The 17,482-nt window shown below is 71.2% G+C and carries 13 protein-coding genes, 1 pseudogene and 1 riboswitch; of the genes and pseudogenes, 6 read left to right on the plus strand and 8 right to left on the minus strand.

Annotated features, from left to right (window positions below):
* Complete coding sequence (locus tag OG329_RS02460) at positions 1-1,623, minus strand: ABC transporter substrate-binding protein (protein WP_405792334.1); 1,623 nt, start codon at positions 1,621-1,623, stop codon at positions 1-3.
* Positions 1,624-2,048: 425 nt separating this feature from the next.
* Between OG329_RS02460 and kdgD the strand changes: the two genes are divergently transcribed.
* Entirely contained in the window at positions 2,049-2,969 is a 921-nt protein-coding gene (gene kdgD / locus OG329_RS02465; protein ID WP_405792335.1) for a 5-dehydro-4-deoxyglucarate dehydratase, read from the plus strand.
* Entirely contained in the window at positions 2,966-3,979 is a 1,014-nt protein-coding gene (locus OG329_RS02470) for a 2-hydroxyacid dehydrogenase (protein WP_405792337.1), read from the plus strand. The genes kdgD and OG329_RS02470 overlap by 4 nt, the downstream gene beginning before the upstream one ends.
* Here OG329_RS02470 and OG329_RS02475 read toward each other — a convergent pair.
* Positions 3,969-7,007: a hypothetical protein gene (locus OG329_RS02475; RefSeq protein WP_405792339.1), complete on the minus strand. Its 3,039-nt coding sequence runs from the start codon at positions 7,005-7,007 to the stop codon at positions 3,969-3,971. The genes OG329_RS02470 and OG329_RS02475 overlap by 11 nt on opposite strands.
* A gap of 118 nt (positions 7,008-7,125) precedes the next feature.
* Here OG329_RS02475 and OG329_RS02480 point away from each other — a divergent pair, with 118 nt between their 5' ends.
* Positions 7,126-8,463 carry a hypothetical protein gene (locus tag OG329_RS02480; protein ID WP_405792341.1) on the plus strand — a complete coding sequence of 446 codons (1,338 nt, stop codon included), beginning with the start codon at positions 7,126-7,128 and terminating at the stop codon, positions 8,461-8,463.
* A 47-nt stretch (positions 8,464-8,510) separates the two neighbouring features.
* On the opposite strand, the gene OG329_RS02485 is transcribed toward OG329_RS02480, so the two are convergent.
* Complete coding sequence (locus tag OG329_RS02485) at positions 8,511-9,014, minus strand: potassium channel family protein (RefSeq protein ID WP_405792343.1); 504 nt, start codon at positions 9,012-9,014, stop codon at positions 8,511-8,513.
* A 61-nt stretch (positions 9,015-9,075) separates the two neighbouring features.
* Between OG329_RS02485 and OG329_RS02490 the strand changes: the two genes are divergently transcribed.
* The gene (locus OG329_RS02490) at positions 9,076-9,303 is read left to right on the plus strand and encodes a hypothetical protein (protein ID WP_405792345.1); all 228 of its coding nucleotides are present in this window, start codon (positions 9,076-9,078) and stop codon (positions 9,301-9,303) included.
* Between the two features lie 30 nt (positions 9,304-9,333).
* Here OG329_RS02490 and OG329_RS02495 read toward each other — a convergent pair whose 3' ends face one another.
* Complete coding sequence (locus tag OG329_RS02495) at positions 9,334-10,242, minus strand: aminoglycoside phosphotransferase family protein (RefSeq protein WP_405792347.1); 909 nt, start codon at positions 10,240-10,242, stop codon at positions 9,334-9,336.
* Positions 10,243-10,671: 429 nt separating this feature from the next.
* On the opposite strand from OG329_RS02495, the gene OG329_RS02500 reads away from it, so the two are divergent.
* Both OG329_RS02500 and OG329_RS02505 read left to right on the plus strand, forming a co-directional pair.
* Positions 10,672-11,217 carry an RNA polymerase sigma factor gene (locus OG329_RS02500; RefSeq protein ID WP_405792349.1) on the plus strand — a complete coding sequence of 182 codons (546 nt, stop codon included), beginning with the start codon at positions 10,672-10,674 and terminating at the stop codon, positions 11,215-11,217.
* 254 nt (positions 11,218-11,471) lie between these two features.
* Positions 11,472-12,860 (plus strand): annotated as a pseudogene (locus OG329_RS02505) (putative bifunctional diguanylate cyclase/phosphodiesterase); the annotation flags it as partial.
* 220 nt (positions 12,861-13,080) lie between these two features.
* Here OG329_RS02505 and metE read toward each other — a convergent pair.
* From metE to OG329_RS02525, 4 genes are all read right to left on the minus strand, one after another.
* Positions 13,081-15,405: a 5-methyltetrahydropteroyltriglutamate--homocysteine S-methyltransferase gene (gene metE, locus OG329_RS02510; RefSeq protein ID WP_405792351.1), complete on the minus strand. Its 2,325-nt coding sequence runs from the start codon at positions 15,403-15,405 to the stop codon at positions 13,081-13,083.
* A 160-nt stretch (positions 15,406-15,565) separates the two neighbouring features.
* A riboswitch (cobalamin riboswitch) is annotated at positions 15,566-15,769 on the minus strand.
* Between the two features lie 128 nt (positions 15,770-15,897).
* The gene (locus OG329_RS02515; protein ID WP_405792353.1) at positions 15,898-16,584 is read right to left on the minus strand and encodes a hypothetical protein; all 687 of its coding nucleotides are present in this window, start codon (positions 16,582-16,584) and stop codon (positions 15,898-15,900) included.
* A 2-nt stretch (positions 16,585-16,586) separates the two neighbouring features.
* Complete coding sequence (locus OG329_RS02520; RefSeq protein WP_405792355.1) at positions 16,587-17,195, minus strand: RNA polymerase sigma factor; 609 nt, start codon at positions 17,193-17,195, stop codon at positions 16,587-16,589.
* A complete protein-coding gene (locus OG329_RS02525; protein WP_405792357.1) occupies positions 17,195-17,434 on the minus strand; it encodes a hypothetical protein in 240 nt (79 codons plus the stop codon). The genes OG329_RS02520 and OG329_RS02525 overlap by 1 nt, the downstream gene beginning before the upstream one ends.
* Positions 17,435-17,482 lie beyond the last annotated feature (48 nt).

The following is a 17,482-nucleotide window of genomic DNA, read 5'->3' on the forward strand; positions in this document are numbered from 1 at the left end:
TCAGCGGCCCTTTTCCTCGGCGGGGGTGACGGCGGCCAGCCGTAGTTCGTCACCGGTGGCGGAGTTGGGCTCGTAGCGCACGGATGAGGACAGGCCGAGCAGTCCGCGCATGTGCGCGAGATGGACGTACTGCGCGACGGCCTCGTTCTGGTAGGCGAAGACCTCGGCGAAGGCCTTCTGCCGCTGCTCGCCGGCCAGCGCGGTCGCCGCCGCGACCCGCCGGTCCAACTCCCGTGTCCCGAAGGTCGATTGGGGGCTCTTGCTGAGCAGGTACTGACTGGCGGTGAACGCCGCGTCGCCCGCCTGGTTGCCGTGCATGATCAGCAGCGCGATCGGTCCGACGTTCTCGGGCAGGGGCCGCAGTTGGTACTGGAGGTGCGCGGCGGTGTCGGTCATGAGGATCTTCACGTTCAGCCCCAGTTGTGCCATCTGGTACTGAAGCGCCTCGGCCGTCTCGGCGACACGCGGGAACTGTCCGTTGCGCGCGACGAGGGTGATCCGCCGGTCGACGGGTACGCCGTCCGCCGCCGCCGCCTTCACGAGCGCGCGGGCGGCCTCGGAGTCGGGCGTCGTCGGGGTGAGGTCGTCGTTGAATCCGACCACGCCCTTCGGTACGAGTTGCGCGGCGGGCTCGCCCAGTTCGCCGAAGAGGGTGTCGGAGATGGCCTGCCGGTCGATGACCATGTCGATCGCCTCGCGGACCCGGATGTCGTCGAGCGGGGCCTCGCGCCCGTCGAGCCGTAGCGCCGTCGTCTCGTTGTTCGGATAGGCGACCGAGTTGCCCTCGGTGGCGTCCTTGGGGTCGAGAGCGGTCGCGAGGTCGGCCTCGCCCTTGGTGATCATCGCGGCGCGGACGCTCGGTTCGGACCGCCATACGTAGCGGGCGCGGGCGAACGCGGGCGCCTTACCCCAGTAGGTGTCGTTGCGGTCGAGCGTGATGGACACACCGGTCTGCCAGTTGCCGATGGCGTACGGGCCGGTGCCGACCGGCTCTCTGACCTTGGCCTCGGTGCTGGTCGTCCGCGGCACGATCTCGATGAAGCTCAGCCGCAGGGGAAGGATCGGGTCGGGCTTCGCGGTGGTGACCGTCAGCCGGGTGGCGCTCGTGGCGCGTACCTCGACACCGGAGTCGTCGAAGACGTAGCCGTCCACGTTGCAGGAGAGATCGGAGTTGACGGCGCGGTCGATGGAGAACGCGGCGTCCTTCGCCGTGAACTTCCGCCCGTTCTGGAAGGTGACACCGGGTCGGGTGTCGAAACTCCACGTGGTGGGCGTGGTCTGGCGCCAGGCCGTTGCGAGCAGTGGTCGCAGCTCGCCGGAGGTGGGGTCACGTTCGATGAGCGGTTCGGTGACGTTGGAGCGGACCACGACGCCGGTCGAGGCGAGTGACGACTCGCAGGGTTCGAGGGTCGGCGGCTCCTGGTCGAGCACGATCCGCAGGGTGTTGCCGCCGGCCGCGCCGACAGCGCCCCCGGTGTCGCTGTTCGCGACGGTGCACGCGCTGGTGAACAGCAGTGCTGTGGCGGCGAGGACGGCGGCCGGGGCCGTACCGCGTCGACGGCGGGCGGGCGGGGCCGATGGACATGCGGATGGACGTACAGATGGACGTACGGAAGACAGCATCGTCTCTCCGATGGGCTGAGTTGGTGCTACCGGAGTCGCAGAGCCAGCGAGAGCTGTCTATAAATGCGGACCCAGTCTGCATTTGTAGACGGAACCGTAGGCTCGCCCTCTGGGGCCGTCAAGGGGTGGGGCGAGAGATCCCGGAGGCGCCGCACCCCGTCACGGTGGGCTTCCGCACCGCGCTGAGCACGGAGTTGGCGCTCACGGCCGACCGCGCGCGGCGGCTCTCCACGACGCCCCGATGCCGAGTCTGCCGGGCGCGGGAAGGCCGGTCGAGGCGGTTTACGTGTGGGTGCCGACCCGTCGGCGGTGCTCCGCGCCGGCCGGTCATGCTCAACGGGTATCAACTGATGCGTTCTTGGTGTTAGACAGGTATCGCTGGCACCCATACGCTCCGGGCAGTCCCTCGACCCTGGAGCACCACCATGACGCTGTTCGCCCCGGAGACCCTGCGGTCCGTCCTCGGTACAGGACTGCTGTCCTTCCCCGTCACCCACGCGCGTGCGGATCTCAGCTTCGACGAGGACGCCTACCGCGAACACCTCGCCCGCCAGGGCTTGTTGCCGACGTCCGGTGTCTTCGCGGCGGGCGGCACCGGCGAGTTCTTCGCCCTCACGCCCGGCGAGGTGGCCCGGGTCGTACGGGCGGCCCTCGCGGCGACTCCCGACACCAAGCCCGTGGTGGCACCGGCCGGTTACGGCACGGCGCAGGCGGTCGCGATGGCACGCGACGCCGAGGCGGCGGGCGCGTCGGGCGTCTTCCTGCTGCCGCCGTATCTGAGCGAGCTGTCCCAGTCGGGGCTGGTGGCCCATGTCCGGGCGGTGTGCGAGGCGACGGGCCTCGGTGTGATCGTCTACCACCGCGCCAACGCCGCGTTCGGCTTCGACGCCGTGCGGGAACTCACCGACGTCTGCCCCAACCTGATCGGGTTCAAGGACGGCATCGGTGACGTCGACCTGATGACTCGTATCCATGCCCGGCTGGACGGGCGGCTGCTGTCCATCGGCGGTCTGCCCACCGCCGAGACGTACGCGCTGCCGTATCTGGAGATGGGCGTCACGACCTATTCGTCGGCGCTGCTCAACTTCATCCCGGAGTTCGCGCTCGACTTCTACGACGCGGTGCGCGCACGCGACGCCGCGACGGTCTACCGCAAGCTCGACGAGTTCGTCCTGCCCTACCTCGACATCCGCGACCGGCAGCCCGGCTACGCGGTGTCGATCGTGAAGGCCGGGCTGCGGGCGGTCGGCCGGGATCCGGGCCCCGTACGCCCGCCGCTGACCGATCTCACCCCGGCCGAACTGGACGAACTCAAGACGCTGGTGGCGAAGGTGCTTCCCGCATGACCTCCTCCCCCGCGCCGGACTCCCCCGCGCCGGCACCTGGAGTCGCGCCCGGCTCCCGCGAAGGAATCGTCCTCCAGGTCTGCCCGCTGCCCGCCTCGCTGGAGTCCGCGCTGGCGGCACACCACCGCACCGTACGGCTGACGGAGCTGCCCGACCCCGCCGCGTACCTGCGCGAACACGGCGACGAGGTGGTGGCCGCCGTGACCCGGGCCCGGACCGGGGTCTCTCACGACCTCATGGACGCGCTGCCCCGGCTCGGCGCCGTCGTCAACTTCGGGGTCGGTTACGAGACGACGGACGTCGCCCGTGCCCGTGCGCGCGGGATCCAGGTGAGCAACACCCCTGACGTGCTTACGGACTGCGTGGCCGACCTCGCCGTGGGCGCGCTGATCGACGTGCTGCGCCGGCTCTCCGCCGCCGACCGTTACGTACGCCGGGGCGACTGGGTTCCGGGCGGCTTTCCCCTCACCACCAAGGTGAGCGGGAAACGAGTCGGCGTGCTGGGCCTCGGCCGGATCGGCCGGGCGATCGCGCGCCGGCTCGAAGGGTTCGGCGTCGAGCTGAGCTACCACTCGCGTACGGCGGCGAGCGACGTGCCGTACCGCTACGCCGACTCACCGCGCGCGCTCGCCGCCGGGGCCGACGTGCTCGTGGTCGCCGCCGCCGGGGGTGCCGGCACCCGGGGTCTGGTCTCGGCGGACGTGCTCGAAGCGCTCGGGCCCAAGGGCTATCTGGTCAATATCGCGCGGGGCAGTGTGATCGACGAACCGGCCCTGGTCGCCGCCCTCGTGGCCGGTGACATCGCCGGCGCCGCGCTCGATGTCTTCGCCGACGAACCGCGTGTCCCGCCGGCTCTGCTGGGACTCGACAGCGTGGTACTCCTGCCGCATATCGCCAGTGGTACGCACGAGACCCGCGAGGCCATGGGGGAACTCGCCTTCCAGAACCTGCACCGGTTCATGACCGAGGGCACCCTGGTCACCCCCGTACCGGCGCCGCTCACGCCGTGATGCCCTGGTACGGCGCCTCGGACCTGCGGGACCGCCGGGCCCCCGCAGCGGCAGCCGCAGCCGTCGCGGCCGTCGCCTCGGCCAGGTGTCGCTTCGCCGAGCGCCGTACCTCGCGGGCCTCGCGCCTGCGGCCGACCCCTTTGAGCATCGTGACCAGCGTGTCGACGTCCCAGCCCAGTCGCTCACCGTGCTTTTCGGGATCGTCCGTGACGAGTTCACGGGCCAGTTCGACCACCCGTTCCATCGTCTCGACGCCTTCCGCTCGCCGGCCGGCCCACCACAGCTCCCAGCCGAACTGCTTCAAGTCCACGAGGTAGCGCAGCTCGTGGGCCACCGGATCCGCGTCGGCGAGCCGGAGCGCGACCTCGAGCGCGTCCTCCAGGGCCGCCAGATCTGGAGTCGGCCCGAGCCGGGCCCGCAGGCCGAGCAGCAGGAGCAGATGGGGACCGTGGAGCGTCAACTCCGTGACGCTCAGATAGCGGTACAGAGCGATCAGCGCGTCGTCGATGGCATCCTGCGTCCCGGCGCCGTACTCGACGCGTTCCGGCTCCGGGTGTATGAGCCGGCGAGGATCGGTGCGGTCGGTCACCACTCCCGCCTCACGGTCGGTGATCGTCGCCTCTTCCGACAGCCCCACGGCCTCCTGCACAGCGCTGAGTATCCCGAGGCTGCTGGCCAGGTCGGCGTCCAGCGCGGCCGGATTGGCCCGTGCCTGGCGGCGGGTGATCTCCACCGCCTCGGTGGCGGCCTCCAGAGCCTCCGTGCGCCAGCCACTCGACCGCCGCCGTTCCTCGGTGAAGGGCAGATGGCGGTTCCTGACCATGCCCTCGTCCCACTGGCCCATCTTCCGCAACATGTGAGCCTTGTTCCCCAGTGCCGCGGACAGCAGTGCTTCATGAGCGGCCGGGGCCCTGCGGGCCAACGGACGCAGGATGTCCACCGCCCGCCGGGTCGCGGCCAGCGCGTCGTCGCCGCGCAGCGCGCTGTCCAGGGCGCTGCCGAAGTTGAGCAACGTGCGCGCCAGAGTGGCGGTGTACGCGTCGGGCCGGGACGCATCCAGGCCGGCGCACAGGCCCAGGGCTTCGCCGTTGGCCGTCAGCGATTCGAGCCATCGGCCGGCGTGCCCGAGGCGGTTGGCGTAGTTCGACAGGGAGAGTACGAGATCGGCGAGGTCGGCGTCGTGTCCCGGTCGCAACCGGCGGCGCCGGATCTCCAGCGCCGACTCCGTCGCCCGCACCGCTTCGTCGTAACGGCGCTCCCGGTTCAGACCGTTGGCGTAGTTGTTCAGGGCGCCGGCCAGGGCTTGTTCGTAAGTGTCCGGATCGGTGTGGGCGAGGTCGCGATAGAGCGCGACCGCCCGCTCCTGGGCGGCCAGGCTCTCGTCGTACAGCCCTGCTCCGCCGAGATTCCAGCCGAGGTTGTGATAGACGACGGCATGCACCGCCGGGTCGTCGGTCGCCGCCAGCCGGTGCTCCGCGAGCCGTACGGCCAGGACGGCGACGGCCGGATCGAGTCCGGCGTCGTCACGGTGCGGCAGGTACGCCTCGATCCGCTCCAGCAATTCGATGTCGATGTCGTCCAGTCTCACCAGCGTGCCCAGCGCGGCGCCACCGGCCGCGACGGCCAGCCAGGGCGCCTCGCGCAGCAGCGGATACAAGTGCGTCGCCCGCAGATGCGGCCAGCGGGCGGCTCCGCTCGCCAGGACGTTCATCGCGCGCGGCAGCCAGGGGATGTCGGGCGCGGCGCTGTCCGTGTGCGGGAGCAGCGCGGTCAGGGCGGGCGGCGCCCAGTCGTACGCGGGGTAGTCGGCGTGGTGGCCCGGCAGGGTGAGGGCGACGAAGTCCTCGGCCAGTCGGTCGGGAATCAGCGGTTCGAGCACCAGGCCCGGCGCCGGGCCGGTGGGATCCGCGGCATCTGTCGCCGGATAACACACCGCGTGGTCGGTGAGCACGGTCTCGGTGGGAAGCGGCAGTCCGAGCGAGTCGACCGCCATCGTGCCGACGGGCCGTTCGACCGCGCCGGTGAGGGCGGCGGCGAAGACCGCGCGGTTCATGACGGCGGGGGGTGTGCGATGGCCGGGCGTTTCGGAGAGCCGTGCCCAGTGGCGTTGTTCCCGGTCGAGCAGGTACGTGGTGAGGCCCGCCGCGTCGGTGGGCGCACGGCGTCCGTGCCGGTGGGCGTCCACGGCTGCCAGCGCCGCCATGTGCACGGTCAGGGTGAGCCCGAACTCAGCTCCGGCCAGCGGCACGGGCGGCCCGACCGTCTCGGGCGCCGCCAGTCCGTAACGCGCGGCGAAGGCGTCACGCGCGGCACGGAACATACCGCTGCGGTCATCGCTCCTGCGGCGACCCTCACCCTCAGCCTCACCCGCGTCCGCGTCCGCGTCGTCACCGGCGAGCGGTTCCAGGGTGTGGCTCGAGGTGGCCGCCTGGACGTCCGCGAGCGTCGCGCGTACGGCGGGCCACATGGTGGTGTCGCGCGCCACGAGCAGCACCCGGGCCGGCAGCTCGGTGTGGTGGAGCAGGGCATTGCTGAGCAGCCAGGCCAGATCGGGCAGCGGCCAGTGGTCCGCGTAGTCGACGATCACCAGCACACCGGCGGCGTTTTCCGTACGCAGGTCCTGGCTGCCCGGCGGCGGCAGTACGGTGCCTGGCCCGTGCACGGCGGTCACCACCAGCCACCCGGCGGCGGCCGACTCGGCGGCCAGGCGCGCGGCGAGACGGCTCTTGCCCTGCCCGCCGGGGCCGTGGAGCCAGCGGGCCGCCAGTGTGCGCGGCGCGTCGCGCCAGTCGCGCAGCTCGGCGAGGTCGTGCTCACGGCCGGTGAACGGCACCACCTCGTGCCGGGCGCTCAGCATTCTGCTGGGCAGTTCGCGCAGCCACTCGGGGTCCGATACGGGCGCGCCCTGCCAGGTCCGCAGGACGTAGACGGGGCGGCCGTCGCCGAACACATGGATGTCCGCGCCGATCACTCCGTACGCGAACCCGCCTTCCGCGCGCACCACTTGGCGGGCGGAGGGTTCTGTCATTACGTTCCCCCTGAAGTCCCCTGTGTGTGAAAGTCAGCGTAGTGCCGGGCAGCGGAGCGAGGCACGAGGAATGTCCGTTCCTTCGAGGGGAATTGGCGGCGAAGGTGGGAGCGAGGGTATGACGGGGCGCGTCATCTGGGAAGACGGCGCCGGGATCGACCGGCAGGCCGCCAAGCACCTCAGGCCCAGGCACCGGAACGTACTCGGCGAGCTGATCACCTCTGTGCCGTTGCCGGACGGGATACGACTGGCGAAGTGGTACGCCGCCCTCTTCCCGCCCGGTCATCCGGACGCCGCCTTCATCGCCCGGCTCGCCGGCGCGGACGAGGAGTTGATGGCGCGGGTGGTCATGACGGCTGCCGACGCGTCCCGTTCGGTGCACCCGCTCATCACCGGCGCCGCCGACTGGCTGTCCTTCGGTGTCAACGCTCCCGTGCTCACCCTCACCAACCACGGATCGGACCGCGTCACCCGCGTCTCCATGCTCCGTGACGGCTCCTGGCACGACTTCTACCACGGCGAGATCACCCACTACGCCGTCGCGTGCATCGACGAGGAGAACGTCATCGCCGTCCGTGACTCACCGGGACACGGCCGGATGGTGATGCACTACAGCCCCGTCGGCTCCCGCCCTGTCACCGAGAGCGGCACGGTTCTGACCGGCATGCGGCCCGTGGGCACGGCCGCCGGCTTCGTCGCGGGTGCCGCGCTGGGGCCGACCGCGCTCGTCGCCGGTCCCGGACTCGGCCCCGGCTTCGCGGACCTGCGGCCGTTCGGGATCGAAACCGCCGACCGTCTGGCCGTCTCGCCGGACGGCGACGCGGTCGCCTTCGGCAGTGGCACCGACATCGTGATCATCGACGCCCGACTGGAACGCCTGATCGCGCGTACGGTCGTCCCCGTGCCGCACGGACCGGTGCGGGAGCTGACGTTCACCGGCCCCGACGAAGTCGTCGCCTGCGCCATGAGCGGCGGGCTCAGCCGGTGGCGTATCGAACCGCACCAGGCCCTGGTCCTGGAGGCGGTCGGCAAGGCACCGCGCCTGAGCGGTCTGTACGCCGTCCCGGCCTGGGGTGTGCTGGTCGGCAAGGCGGGCAGCGAGTCCCGGCACCGGTTCTTCGACCCGGTGACCCTCGAACCGGCCGGTCTGCCGCGTCCCTTGGCGGGACTGCGGGACAGGCCGTGGAATCTGCGCACCGTCTCCGCCTCGGCGAACGGCAGGTTCGCCGCCGTCGGCACCGTCGACCCCACCACGGGCTTCGCCCTCACCATTCACGACTTCCACCACCCACCGGCCCGCCTGCTGCGCCCGGTGGCATCCCTGACCGCGCACGATCACGCGGCGATCGAAGGGGCCCTCACCGGGACCCGCCTGTCCGGCGCGGGCGAACGCCCGGCGCTGGAACTGCTGCGGGACGCGGCGGCGCACCGACTGGGCGGGGCCGAGCGCTCCTGACGCTCGGGCGGCGGGTGCGGGCCGGGCGTCAGGAAGGCGGCCGGGCGTCAGGAGGGCGGCTCGGGGCTGCGGCCGTTGCGGGCCAGCAGGTGTTCGAGGTGGTCGAAGCGGGCGTGCAGGGCGCGTAGTTCCTGGGCCGTGTCCAGCTCTCCCTGCGCCTCGACGTGTTCCACGGCTTGCGCCACCCGGCGCGCACCGCGCGCGGCGCTGCCGACGAACCAGGTGGCCAGGGAGGCGGTGACGATGCTGAAGACCGCGATCCCGACGAGCATCACGATCCCCGCGATGACCCGTCCGGGTGCGGTGACCGGGTACAGATCGCCGTATCCGACGGTGGTGGCGGTCTCGACGGACCACCACAGTGCCAGCGGGAACGAGGTGATGGTGGCGCGGGGCGCCGACGACTCGAAGGGGACGATGATCCAGGAGCCGAGCAGCAGAACGACGACGACACCGACGGCCGCCCACGCGGCGGCTTTCACATGCAGCCGCCGCCACCGCGCGTTGCCCAGCAGCTTGCGTAGTAGATAGAGCGGTGAGAGCGGAGGCATGGACCGAAACTAGCCGTGGCCGGACGGGGCGGAGAGCAGGACACACCCTTACCCCCACCGGGTGCGTGGCCGGGATACGGCTCCACGGCACGGGGCGGCCGATCCGGATCACGTACGACGGCAGGCGCCGGCCCGGCTCGCGCAGGTGCCCATCAGCGTCGCCCGCAGGCTCGAACTGATCGCGAGCACTCCCGGCTTCGAACTCACCGAATCCACCGAATCCACCGAACCCGCCGGGCTGGTACGGGCCACCGTAGCGCTCACCGCGTGGCGACCGCTCGACGGCTGAGGGCCGATGGAGCACCGGGCACCGGCCCGTTCAGGCGAAGTGGTCGTGGTCCGCCAGGACTTCATCGATCACCTGGCGATTCGCGGCGGCCAGTTCCTGGTCCGTGTCGATGTTCTCGGCGAGCAGGAGCAGTGCCTTCCACAGTGCCCATCCACGGGCGCGCGCCCAGGTGCCGTCGTCCTGGCCGACCGCCTGCCGGAAAGCGGCCCTACTGTCGCCGGAGAACATCACCCACGCGATCACCAGATCGCAGGCGGGATCCCCGACCCCCGACTGACCGAAGTCGATGACGGCCGTCAACTGCCCATCCCCGACGAGCAGGTTGCCGAAGGCGATGTCGCCGTGGAACCACACCGGCGCCCCGCGCCACTCGGCGGCGAGCGCGGCCTCCCACACGGCGGTGGCCCGGTCGGTGTCCATGCGGCCCTTGAGCGCGGCCAGACAGCGGCGGGTGTCCTCGTCGTAGTGGGCGGGCGGCGCTCCCCGGTACGCGCTGTGCTCCCCCGCGACCGGGCCGCCCGTGGCATCACAGCGCTGGAGCGCGAGCAGGAACTCGGCCACCTCGACGGCGAACCGTGCCATGTCCCCGATCCGTTCCGGCCGCGCCGTTTCACCGGGCAGCCAGCGGCGCACCGACCACGGGAAGGGATATCCCTCACCGGGAACGCCCAGGCCGAGCACCGTCGGTACGGCGACGTCCAGTTGGGGCGCCAGTCGGGGCAGCCACTCGTTCTCCTTGGCGACGGAGGGGACGTAACCGGCGGCGCTGGGCAGCCGGACCGTCATGGCGTCGCCGAGCCGGTAGGTCCTGTTGTCCCACCCGTCGACCTCCACGGGGGTGACGGGCAGTGCGCTCCACTGCGGGAACTGCGCGGCGATCAGGCGCTTCACGAGGGCGGCGTCGATACCGGCGCGGCCGTCGGGGGGAGTGGAGACCATCCCGCGATGATGATGGCTGGCGATCGCGCCGGGCAACGCATTATCGGGCGACGGGCAGCCGATGGGAGGTCTGTGATGCGTGCCACATTCTGTGGTGCGTTGTCGTTGTCCCGCACGGCACGGGCTTCGTACTGGGTGACAGCAGGATCAACCCCCGTTCGAGTGCGACAGGATGAACGTGCTGAATCTACTTGTGACTCTCGGGCTCACCAGTGCCGCGGCCCTTACCGCCGCGGTGGTTCGGTGGACGAGGGACCGCTCGCGTGAACGGCTGTACCGCGCGATGGCTCAATCCATCGCGCGGGGAGGTTCAATGACGGAGCTTCAGCGAGACGGCAGCGTCTGGGAGTTGCGGATTCCACCGCCCGCCTCGCTCCCCCGGGGAGTCGATGCCGGGGACGGCGGTTGTGGGAGTACGGGAGTTGACCCGTGAGCGATCCCCTCGCCGACTGCGAGGAGTTCTTCACCGCCCACTACGAGGACTTGGTCGCGACGGCCGCTCATATGGTGGCCGGAGACATCCACCAGGCGGAGGAGCTGGTCGCCGACGCGTTCGTGCAGGCGCTGAAGGCGTGGGACCGGATCGACAACCCGCGTCCGTGGCTCGTCGCGGTCATCGCCCGCTGCGTGATCAAGAGGTCGCGGCGCCTTTACGGCCGGGTGCCCAAGCTGGCCCAGATCTGGGCGGCGGAACGCACCTCACCGGCGAACGACCCGGCCACGATCGTCGAACAGCACGAGGACTACGTCCGGGTGATGACGGCGCTGGCCGCCCTGCCCGGCCGGCAGCGCACCATCGCGGTGCTCTGCTGGAGCGAGGGCTGGTCGCAGAAGGACATCGCCACGGCGCTCGGCATAGCGCCGAGCACCGTGGCGCAGCACCTGACCCGGGCCCAGACGAAGATGCGCCTCGCGTTCGGTCCGCGCGGCCAGGCCCTCAATCTCTTCAGCGACCTCGGGAGGGAGCAGGCGTGAACTGGTTCCGACGGCACACACAGACACAGGCATACGTAGGGACGCCGGCGTGCCTACGTATGGACTCGGGCGCGTTGGAGCCCGACCCGCTCATCCGCGATGCACTGGCCCGTTCCACCGCGCTGCTGCGCGCCCGGCTGACCACGGCCGACGCGGGCCGCAAAGCCGGGATCTTCGCGGACATCGAGCGCCGCGCGGACATCGCCGATTTCGGCGGGACGGCTTTCCGCGACCGGCGAATCCTGTCGCACCACCGCGACCCACTGACCGGCCTGCCCAACCGGGACTGGCTGATGGAGCGGGTCAACTCCCTGCCGGACGACGCCGGACGCGACGGCGGAGGGGCGGCGGCACTGCTGCTCATCGGGCTCGACAGGTTCAAGGCGATCAACCACACACTGGGGTATCTGGCCGGCGACCAACTGCTGCTCCAGATCGCCGAGCGGCTGCGTTTCGCGCTGCCGCGCGGGGCGGAGGCCGCACGGCTCGGCGGCGACGAGTTCGCCGTCGTCCTGCCGGTGGCCGACTCGACGGCGTACGCGAGCCGCGTCGCGGCCAACCTCGTCGCCGCACTCGGCTCACCGCTCGACCTCGGAGGGCTTCGGCTCGTCGTGGAAGCCGGCGCCGGTGTCGCGGTCCTACCCGAACACGCCCTCGATGCACGGGACTTGCTGCGGCGGGCGACCGCGGCGATGCACCGGGCGAAGCGGGAGCGTACCGGTGTGGAGGTGTACGAGCCCGGGGAGGACTCCGGCACCCCCGACGCGCTCGGGCTCCTGGGAGATCTGCGCCGCGCCCTCGACAGGAGCGAGGTCGAGCTGCACTACCAGCCGAAGATCGACTTCGACGGGCGGGTCGTCGGCCTTGAGGCCCTGATGCGTTGGGTGCACCCCGAGCGCGGAGACGTGCCGCCCGACGCGTTCCTGACGCTCGCCGAGTCGACGGGGCTGATGCCGCACCTCACCGAGTACGTGCTGGAGACGGCGCTCGCGCAGATCGTCCGCTGGCGGGCCGAGGGCCTGAATGTGCCGGTGGCTGTGAACGTGTCCGCGCGGGATGTGGGTACGCCCGGGTTCGCGGATTCGCTCGCGGCGCGGCTGACCCGGCACGGGGTTCCCCCGGAGGCGCTGCGACTGGAGATGGCGGAACACATCCACCGGGAGAGCAGGCAGCGGGTCACCGCCGGCCTGACCGCGCTGACCGGGCTCGGGGTGAAGGTGGCACTCGACGATTTCGGAAACGGGCACTGGTCGCCGGTAGATCTGCGGCGGCTTCCCGTATCCGAGTTGAAGATCGGCCGGTCGCTCGTGGCGCGACTGGCCGTGGACACGCAGGACGCCGAGATCGTGCGGTGCACCGTGGATCTCGCTCATTCGCTGGGGCTTGTCGTCGTCGCCGTGGGAGTCGAGGACGAGGCGACCTGGGAGCGGCTTGAGGATCTTGGCTGCGATGCCGTCCAGGGGTGGCTGATCGCTGCCGCGATGCCCCCGGAGGGGACCACGGACTGGCTGCGGCGGGCTCGCGCGGCTGGAGGACTTCTCGGGGCCCGGGAGCATCGGGGACCTCACGTGTCGCAGCAGCAGCGCCGGCGGCCCGCCGCCGTATCGCCTGCGGCGGCCGACGACGCGGGGAGGGTCGGCTAGGTCCTGTCCGGCGGATCTTCGGGGATCAGGCCGGGGCGGCTGGTGCGGTGCATCGCAAGGCGGAGGATCATCCTCGTACTGGACGTACTTGGATGACTCCGACAACGCAGGGAGGTGCCGTGCCAGGCGTCCCGGACCCCCGAAGATCCGCCGGACAGGGCCTAGGCACGCGGTGAGGCCGGGGCGGATACCCCGCGGTGTCCGCCCCGGCCTCGTGACGTCAGGAGCCGTCGGCTGCCAACTGTGCGCGGATCTCGCGGGCCGCTGCCACCAGGTTCTCCAGCGAGGCCCGGGTCTCGGGCCAGCCGCGGGTCTTGAGGCCGCAGTCCGGGTTCACCCAGAGCCGGTCGGCCGGAATGGCCTCAAGTCCCTTACGGAGAAGGGTGGTTGCTTCCTCCGTGCTCGGGATGCGGGGCGAGTGGATGTCGTACACGCCGGGCCCGGCCTCGCGCGGATAGCCGTGCGCGGCGAGTTCGCGGGCGACCTGCATATGGGAGCGGGCCGCCTCCAGGCTGATGACGTCGGCGTCGAGGTCGTCGATGGCCTGGACGATGTCGCCGAATTCCGCGTAGCACATATGCGTATGGATCTGGGTGTCCGGGCGCACACCGCCGGTGGTGAGACGGAAGGACTCCGTGGCCCACGCCAGATAGTCGGCGTGATCGGCCGAGCGCGGCGGCAGGGTCTCACGCAGGGCCGGTTCGTCCACCTGGATGACCGAAGTGCCCGCCGCCTCGAGGTCGTTGACCTCGTCGCGCAGGGCGAGCGCGACCTGGCGTGCGGTGTCGCCGAGTGGCTGGTCGTCGCGGACGAAGGACCAGGCGAGCATGGTGACGGGCCCGGTGAGCATGCCCTTGACCGGGCGGTCGGTGAGCGACTGCGCGTACGACGTCCAGCGCACCGTCATCGGCTCCGGGCGCGAGATGTCACCGGCGAGGACCGGCGGGCGTACGTAACGGGTGCCGTACGACTGCACCCAGCCGTGCAGTGTGGCGATGTAGCCGCTCAACTGCTCGGCGAAGTACTGCACCATGTCGTTGCGTTCGGGCTCGCCGTGCACCAACACGTCCAGCCCGGCCTTCTCCTGGAAGGACAGCACCTCGCGGATCTCTTCCCTGATCCGCTCCTCGTATCCGGCCGTGTCGATCCGTCCGGCGCGCAAGTCGGCCCGCGCGGTGCGCAGTTCGGCGGTCTGCGGGAAGGAGCCGACGGTCGTCGTCGGTAGCGGCGGAAGGCCCAGGCGCGCCCGCTGCGCCGTGGTGCGTTCGGCGTACGGCTGCGAGCGCCGCCCGTCCGCGTCGGTGATGGCCGCGGTGCGGGCGCGCACGGCGGGATCCCGGGTCAGCGCGGATCCGGCCCGGGAGGCGAGCGCGGCGCGGTTGGCGACGAGTTCGGCCGTGATGGAGCCGATGCCCGGCCCGAGCCCGCGTGCCAGTACGGCGATCTCCCGCGTCTTCTGCCGGGCGAAGGCGAGCCAGCGGCTGATCTCCGGGTCGATGTCGCGTTCGGCGGTGGCGTCGAGCGGGACGTGCAGCAGGGAGCAGGAGGCGGAGACGTCCACGCGGTCGGCGAGGCCGAGGAGCGTGCCCAGCGTGGCGAGGGACTTCTCGTAGTCGTTGATCCAGATGTTGCGTCCGTCGACGACGCCCGCGACCAGGCGTTTGCCGGGCAGTCCGCCGACGGCCGCGAGGGCGTCGAGGTTGGGGGCGCCCGATTCGGTGAAGTCGAGCGCGAGCCCGTCGACGGGGGCCTTGGCCAGGACGGGCAGAGCCTCGCCGAGCCGCCCGAAGTAGGAGGCGACGAGCAGCTTCGGCCGGTCGGTGGCACCGCCCAGTTCGCGGTAGGCGCGGGCGGTGGCGTTCAGCTCGGCCGGGGTGCGGTCCTGGACGAGCGCGGGCTCGTCCAACTGCACCCAGTCGGCGCCGGCCGCGCGCAGGTCGGCCAGGATCTCGGCGTAGACGGGAAGGAGCCGGTCGAGCAGTGTCAGCGGCTCGAAGTCGGCGGCCACGCCGGGAGCGGGCTTGGCCAGCAGAAGGTAGGTGACGGGGCCCAGGAGCACGGGCCGGGCGGTGAGGCCGAGCGCGAGGGCTTCGGTGAACTCGGTGACCTGTTTGGCGGAGTCGGCGCGGAAGACGGTGTCCGGGCCCAACTCGGGTACCAGGTAGTGGTAGTTGGTGTCGAACCACTTCGTCATCTCCAGCGGCGCGACATCCTGGGTGCCGCGCGCCATCGCGAAGTAGCCGTCCAGCGCGTCGGTTTCGACCGCCGCGCGGTGCCGCTCGGGGACAGCGCCGACCATGACGCTGGTGTCCAGGACATGGTCGTAGTACGAGAAATCACCGGACGGCACTTCTTGGATACCGGCGTCGGCCAACTGCCGCCAGTTCGAGCGGCGAAGATCCTCGGCGGTCTTCCGGAGGGCGCCGGCGTCGACGCGGCCCTTCCAGTAGCCCTCGACGGCCTTCTTCAGTTCCCGGTTCTGTCCCTGGCGGGGGTAGCCGTACACGGTGGCCCGTGCTGCCGCGGCTGCGGACTGCGCTGTCACGGAACTCTCCTTCGCGAGATGTGTCCTTGCGTTCCCGGAGACGGGACGCGAGCGCGAAGGGACGACCGACCGTGCGGAACACAGCGCGTCGTCGCCGCGCGTGCCGCTCGATATGTACGCCGACCCGCCCACGAGGTCACCGGGATTACCGCGCGCGATCGTTCACGCGCGGGCAACAGGCAGGTCTTCGGACTCGTGGGCCCGTCCCGTATCCGTTACGAGACGCCTACTGGCCGTCGCTTCCCAGACCTGTCCAGGTCCAGTGCGTATGACGGCGGTCGTTCCCACTCACCGCTGCGGGGCAGTCCCGGATTCCCACCGGGTTCCCTCTTACGACGCTCCCGCCTGGCGGACAGGAACGAACCGGCTGCACGGCCCAGCCTAGAGGGACCAGTGGCGAGCGCCTACGCGGTGACCACATCGCGGACGGTGAAATGGACACCTTCCCGTGGGAGGCCCGCCACGGTGCGCCCCGGTGCCGCTCAGCGCCGCTCAGTGGCCGTGGGGAAGGTCGCGGGTCAGGGTGGGGACGGGGCGGGGGATCGTGCCGAAGTCGTTGTCCGGGTCGACAGGCAGGCGGTTGATGACCGCCTCCAGGCGGGCCGGAAGCGTGGGGCGGCTGCCGGAGTGGCACTGGGTCAGCAGTTGGTGACGGATGGTCTCCGGCAGCAGCGGACGCGGACGCGCGGCGGGGGCCGGTGACGTGCTGTCCGGGGCGCTCAGCCGGCGGGCCTCCGCGCGCCAGTACCTGGCGTCGCTGAACTCGGCACGCCGCCCGTGAGCCAGGTAGAGACAGAAGGCGGCCGTACGGTTGCCGCCGCCCGCGGCGAACTGCCACCAGAACTGGGCCGCGTCATGAGCCCGCGCCAGATGCAGCAGCGCGCCGAAGACGACCGCGCCCTCGGGGTCCGGCCGGTCGTCATCGGCCAGTTGTGCCAGGGCCGTTGCCGCCTGCGGGGTGTCGACGATGAGGGCGACCGCGAGGTCGAGATCGCGGGCGGCCTGCTCGTGCGCGGCGGGAGTACGCGACGCCCCGGGGGCGGCTTCGGGCGGTATGGAGGCGGCCTTGGCGTCGACGCGTTGCCGGGCGGCTTCGGTGTCGTAGTCGGAGTAGGTGTCGACAAGGACCTCTGCCTGGTCGAGCCGGGCGCTGATGGAGGCGTGGTCGTCGGTGCGCACGTCTACTCCTGCGTCTCGGTCCGGTCGAGGGCCATGTCGAGCTCGCGTGCCAGGCGGCGGCGGGCATGCTGTAACTGGGAGCGTACCGTGGCGAGTTCGATACCGAGGTACTCCGCGACATGCTCCTCGTCCTTGCCGAGGACGAAGCGCAGGACGATGACGTCGTACTGGCGCTCGGGCAGCTCCACGATGGCGCCGTACAGGCCGAGTTCACCTTCCAGGACGGTGAACTCGTCGCGCGGCTCGTGCAGGAGGAGTTTCGAGATGGCCGCGTGGAAGGCGGCGGTGCCCACCAGGAGCGGTTGCAGTCCGCGTGCGTCGAGCCATCCGTGGACCTCTGCCTTCAGCAGCGACCAGGCGTAGCGGGGTACGGATTCCTGGGCCAGGGCGTGTTCCCAGTCCGTCTTCAGCCGCGCGCAGGCGCTGTCCACGACGGCCTCGGCCATGGGCCGGCCGCCGACCTGGGTGTGGGCGTACCGCATCCATAATTCGCGGTGGTAGTCGTGGAAGGCGTCGAAGGTCAGGCCCAGCCGCCCCTGCCGGGCTTCGCTCGGGACGACTGTGGCACCGGGCGCGTTCGCGCCTCGCGTCCGGGAAGAAGGAGCGGCCATCATGCTTCCTCCTCGGAAGCGGAACCGGGCACGGAACCGGGCACGGATGCGGGAACGGGCGCGTCCGGCGTCGAGGCGGCGCTCGACGGAGCGTGGGGGGCGTACTGCCGGCGGCGCAGGTGGCGTGCCCCGGCGCGCACCACGGCGGCCGGGAGATACCGCGTGCCGGTCAGTATGTCGGCGACGAAGTCCCGGGCGAAGAGTTCCCGAACCACCGGAGCTTCCCGATCGAGTTCCACACATGTCCTTGGGTGAATGGGCACCGCACCGCTCGACGGCGGAGTGTG

Origin of the sequence: Streptomyces sp. NBC_01506 (assembly GCF_045040295.1) — a bacterium.
Lineage (GTDB): Bacteria > Actinomycetota > Actinomycetes > Streptomycetales > Streptomycetaceae > Streptomyces.

What these genes read in the sequence shown, in the direction of transcription:
- OG329_RS02460 (WP_405792334.1), bottom strand. Translation starts at nt 1,623, where the DNA reads ATGCTGTCTTCCGTACGTCCATCTGTACGTCCATCCGCATGTCCATCG.
- kdgD (WP_405792335.1), top strand. Translation starts at nt 2,049, where the DNA reads ATGACGCTGTTCGCCCCGGAGACCCTGCGGTCCGTCCTCGGTACAGGA.
- OG329_RS02480 (WP_405792341.1), top strand. Translation starts at nt 7,126, where the DNA reads ATGACGGGGCGCGTCATCTGGGAAGACGGCGCCGGGATCGACCGGCAG.
- OG329_RS02470 (WP_405792337.1), top strand. Translation starts at nt 2,966, where the DNA reads ATGACCTCCTCCCCCGCGCCGGACTCCCCCGCGCCGGCACCTGGAGTC.
- OG329_RS02485 (WP_405792343.1), bottom strand. Translation starts at nt 9,014, where the DNA reads ATGCCTCCGCTCTCACCGCTCTATCTACTACGCAAGCTGCTGGGCAAC.
- OG329_RS02475 (WP_405792339.1), bottom strand. Translation starts at nt 7,007, where the DNA reads ATGACAGAACCCTCCGCCCGCCAAGTGGTGCGCGCGGAAGGCGGGTTC.
- OG329_RS02495 (WP_405792347.1), bottom strand. Translation starts at nt 10,242, where the DNA reads ATGGTCTCCACTCCCCCCGACGGCCGCGCCGGTATCGACGCCGCCCTC.
- OG329_RS02520 (WP_405792355.1), bottom strand. Translation starts at nt 17,195, where the DNA reads ATGGCCGCTCCTTCTTCCCGGACGCGAGGCGCGAACGCGCCCGGTGCC.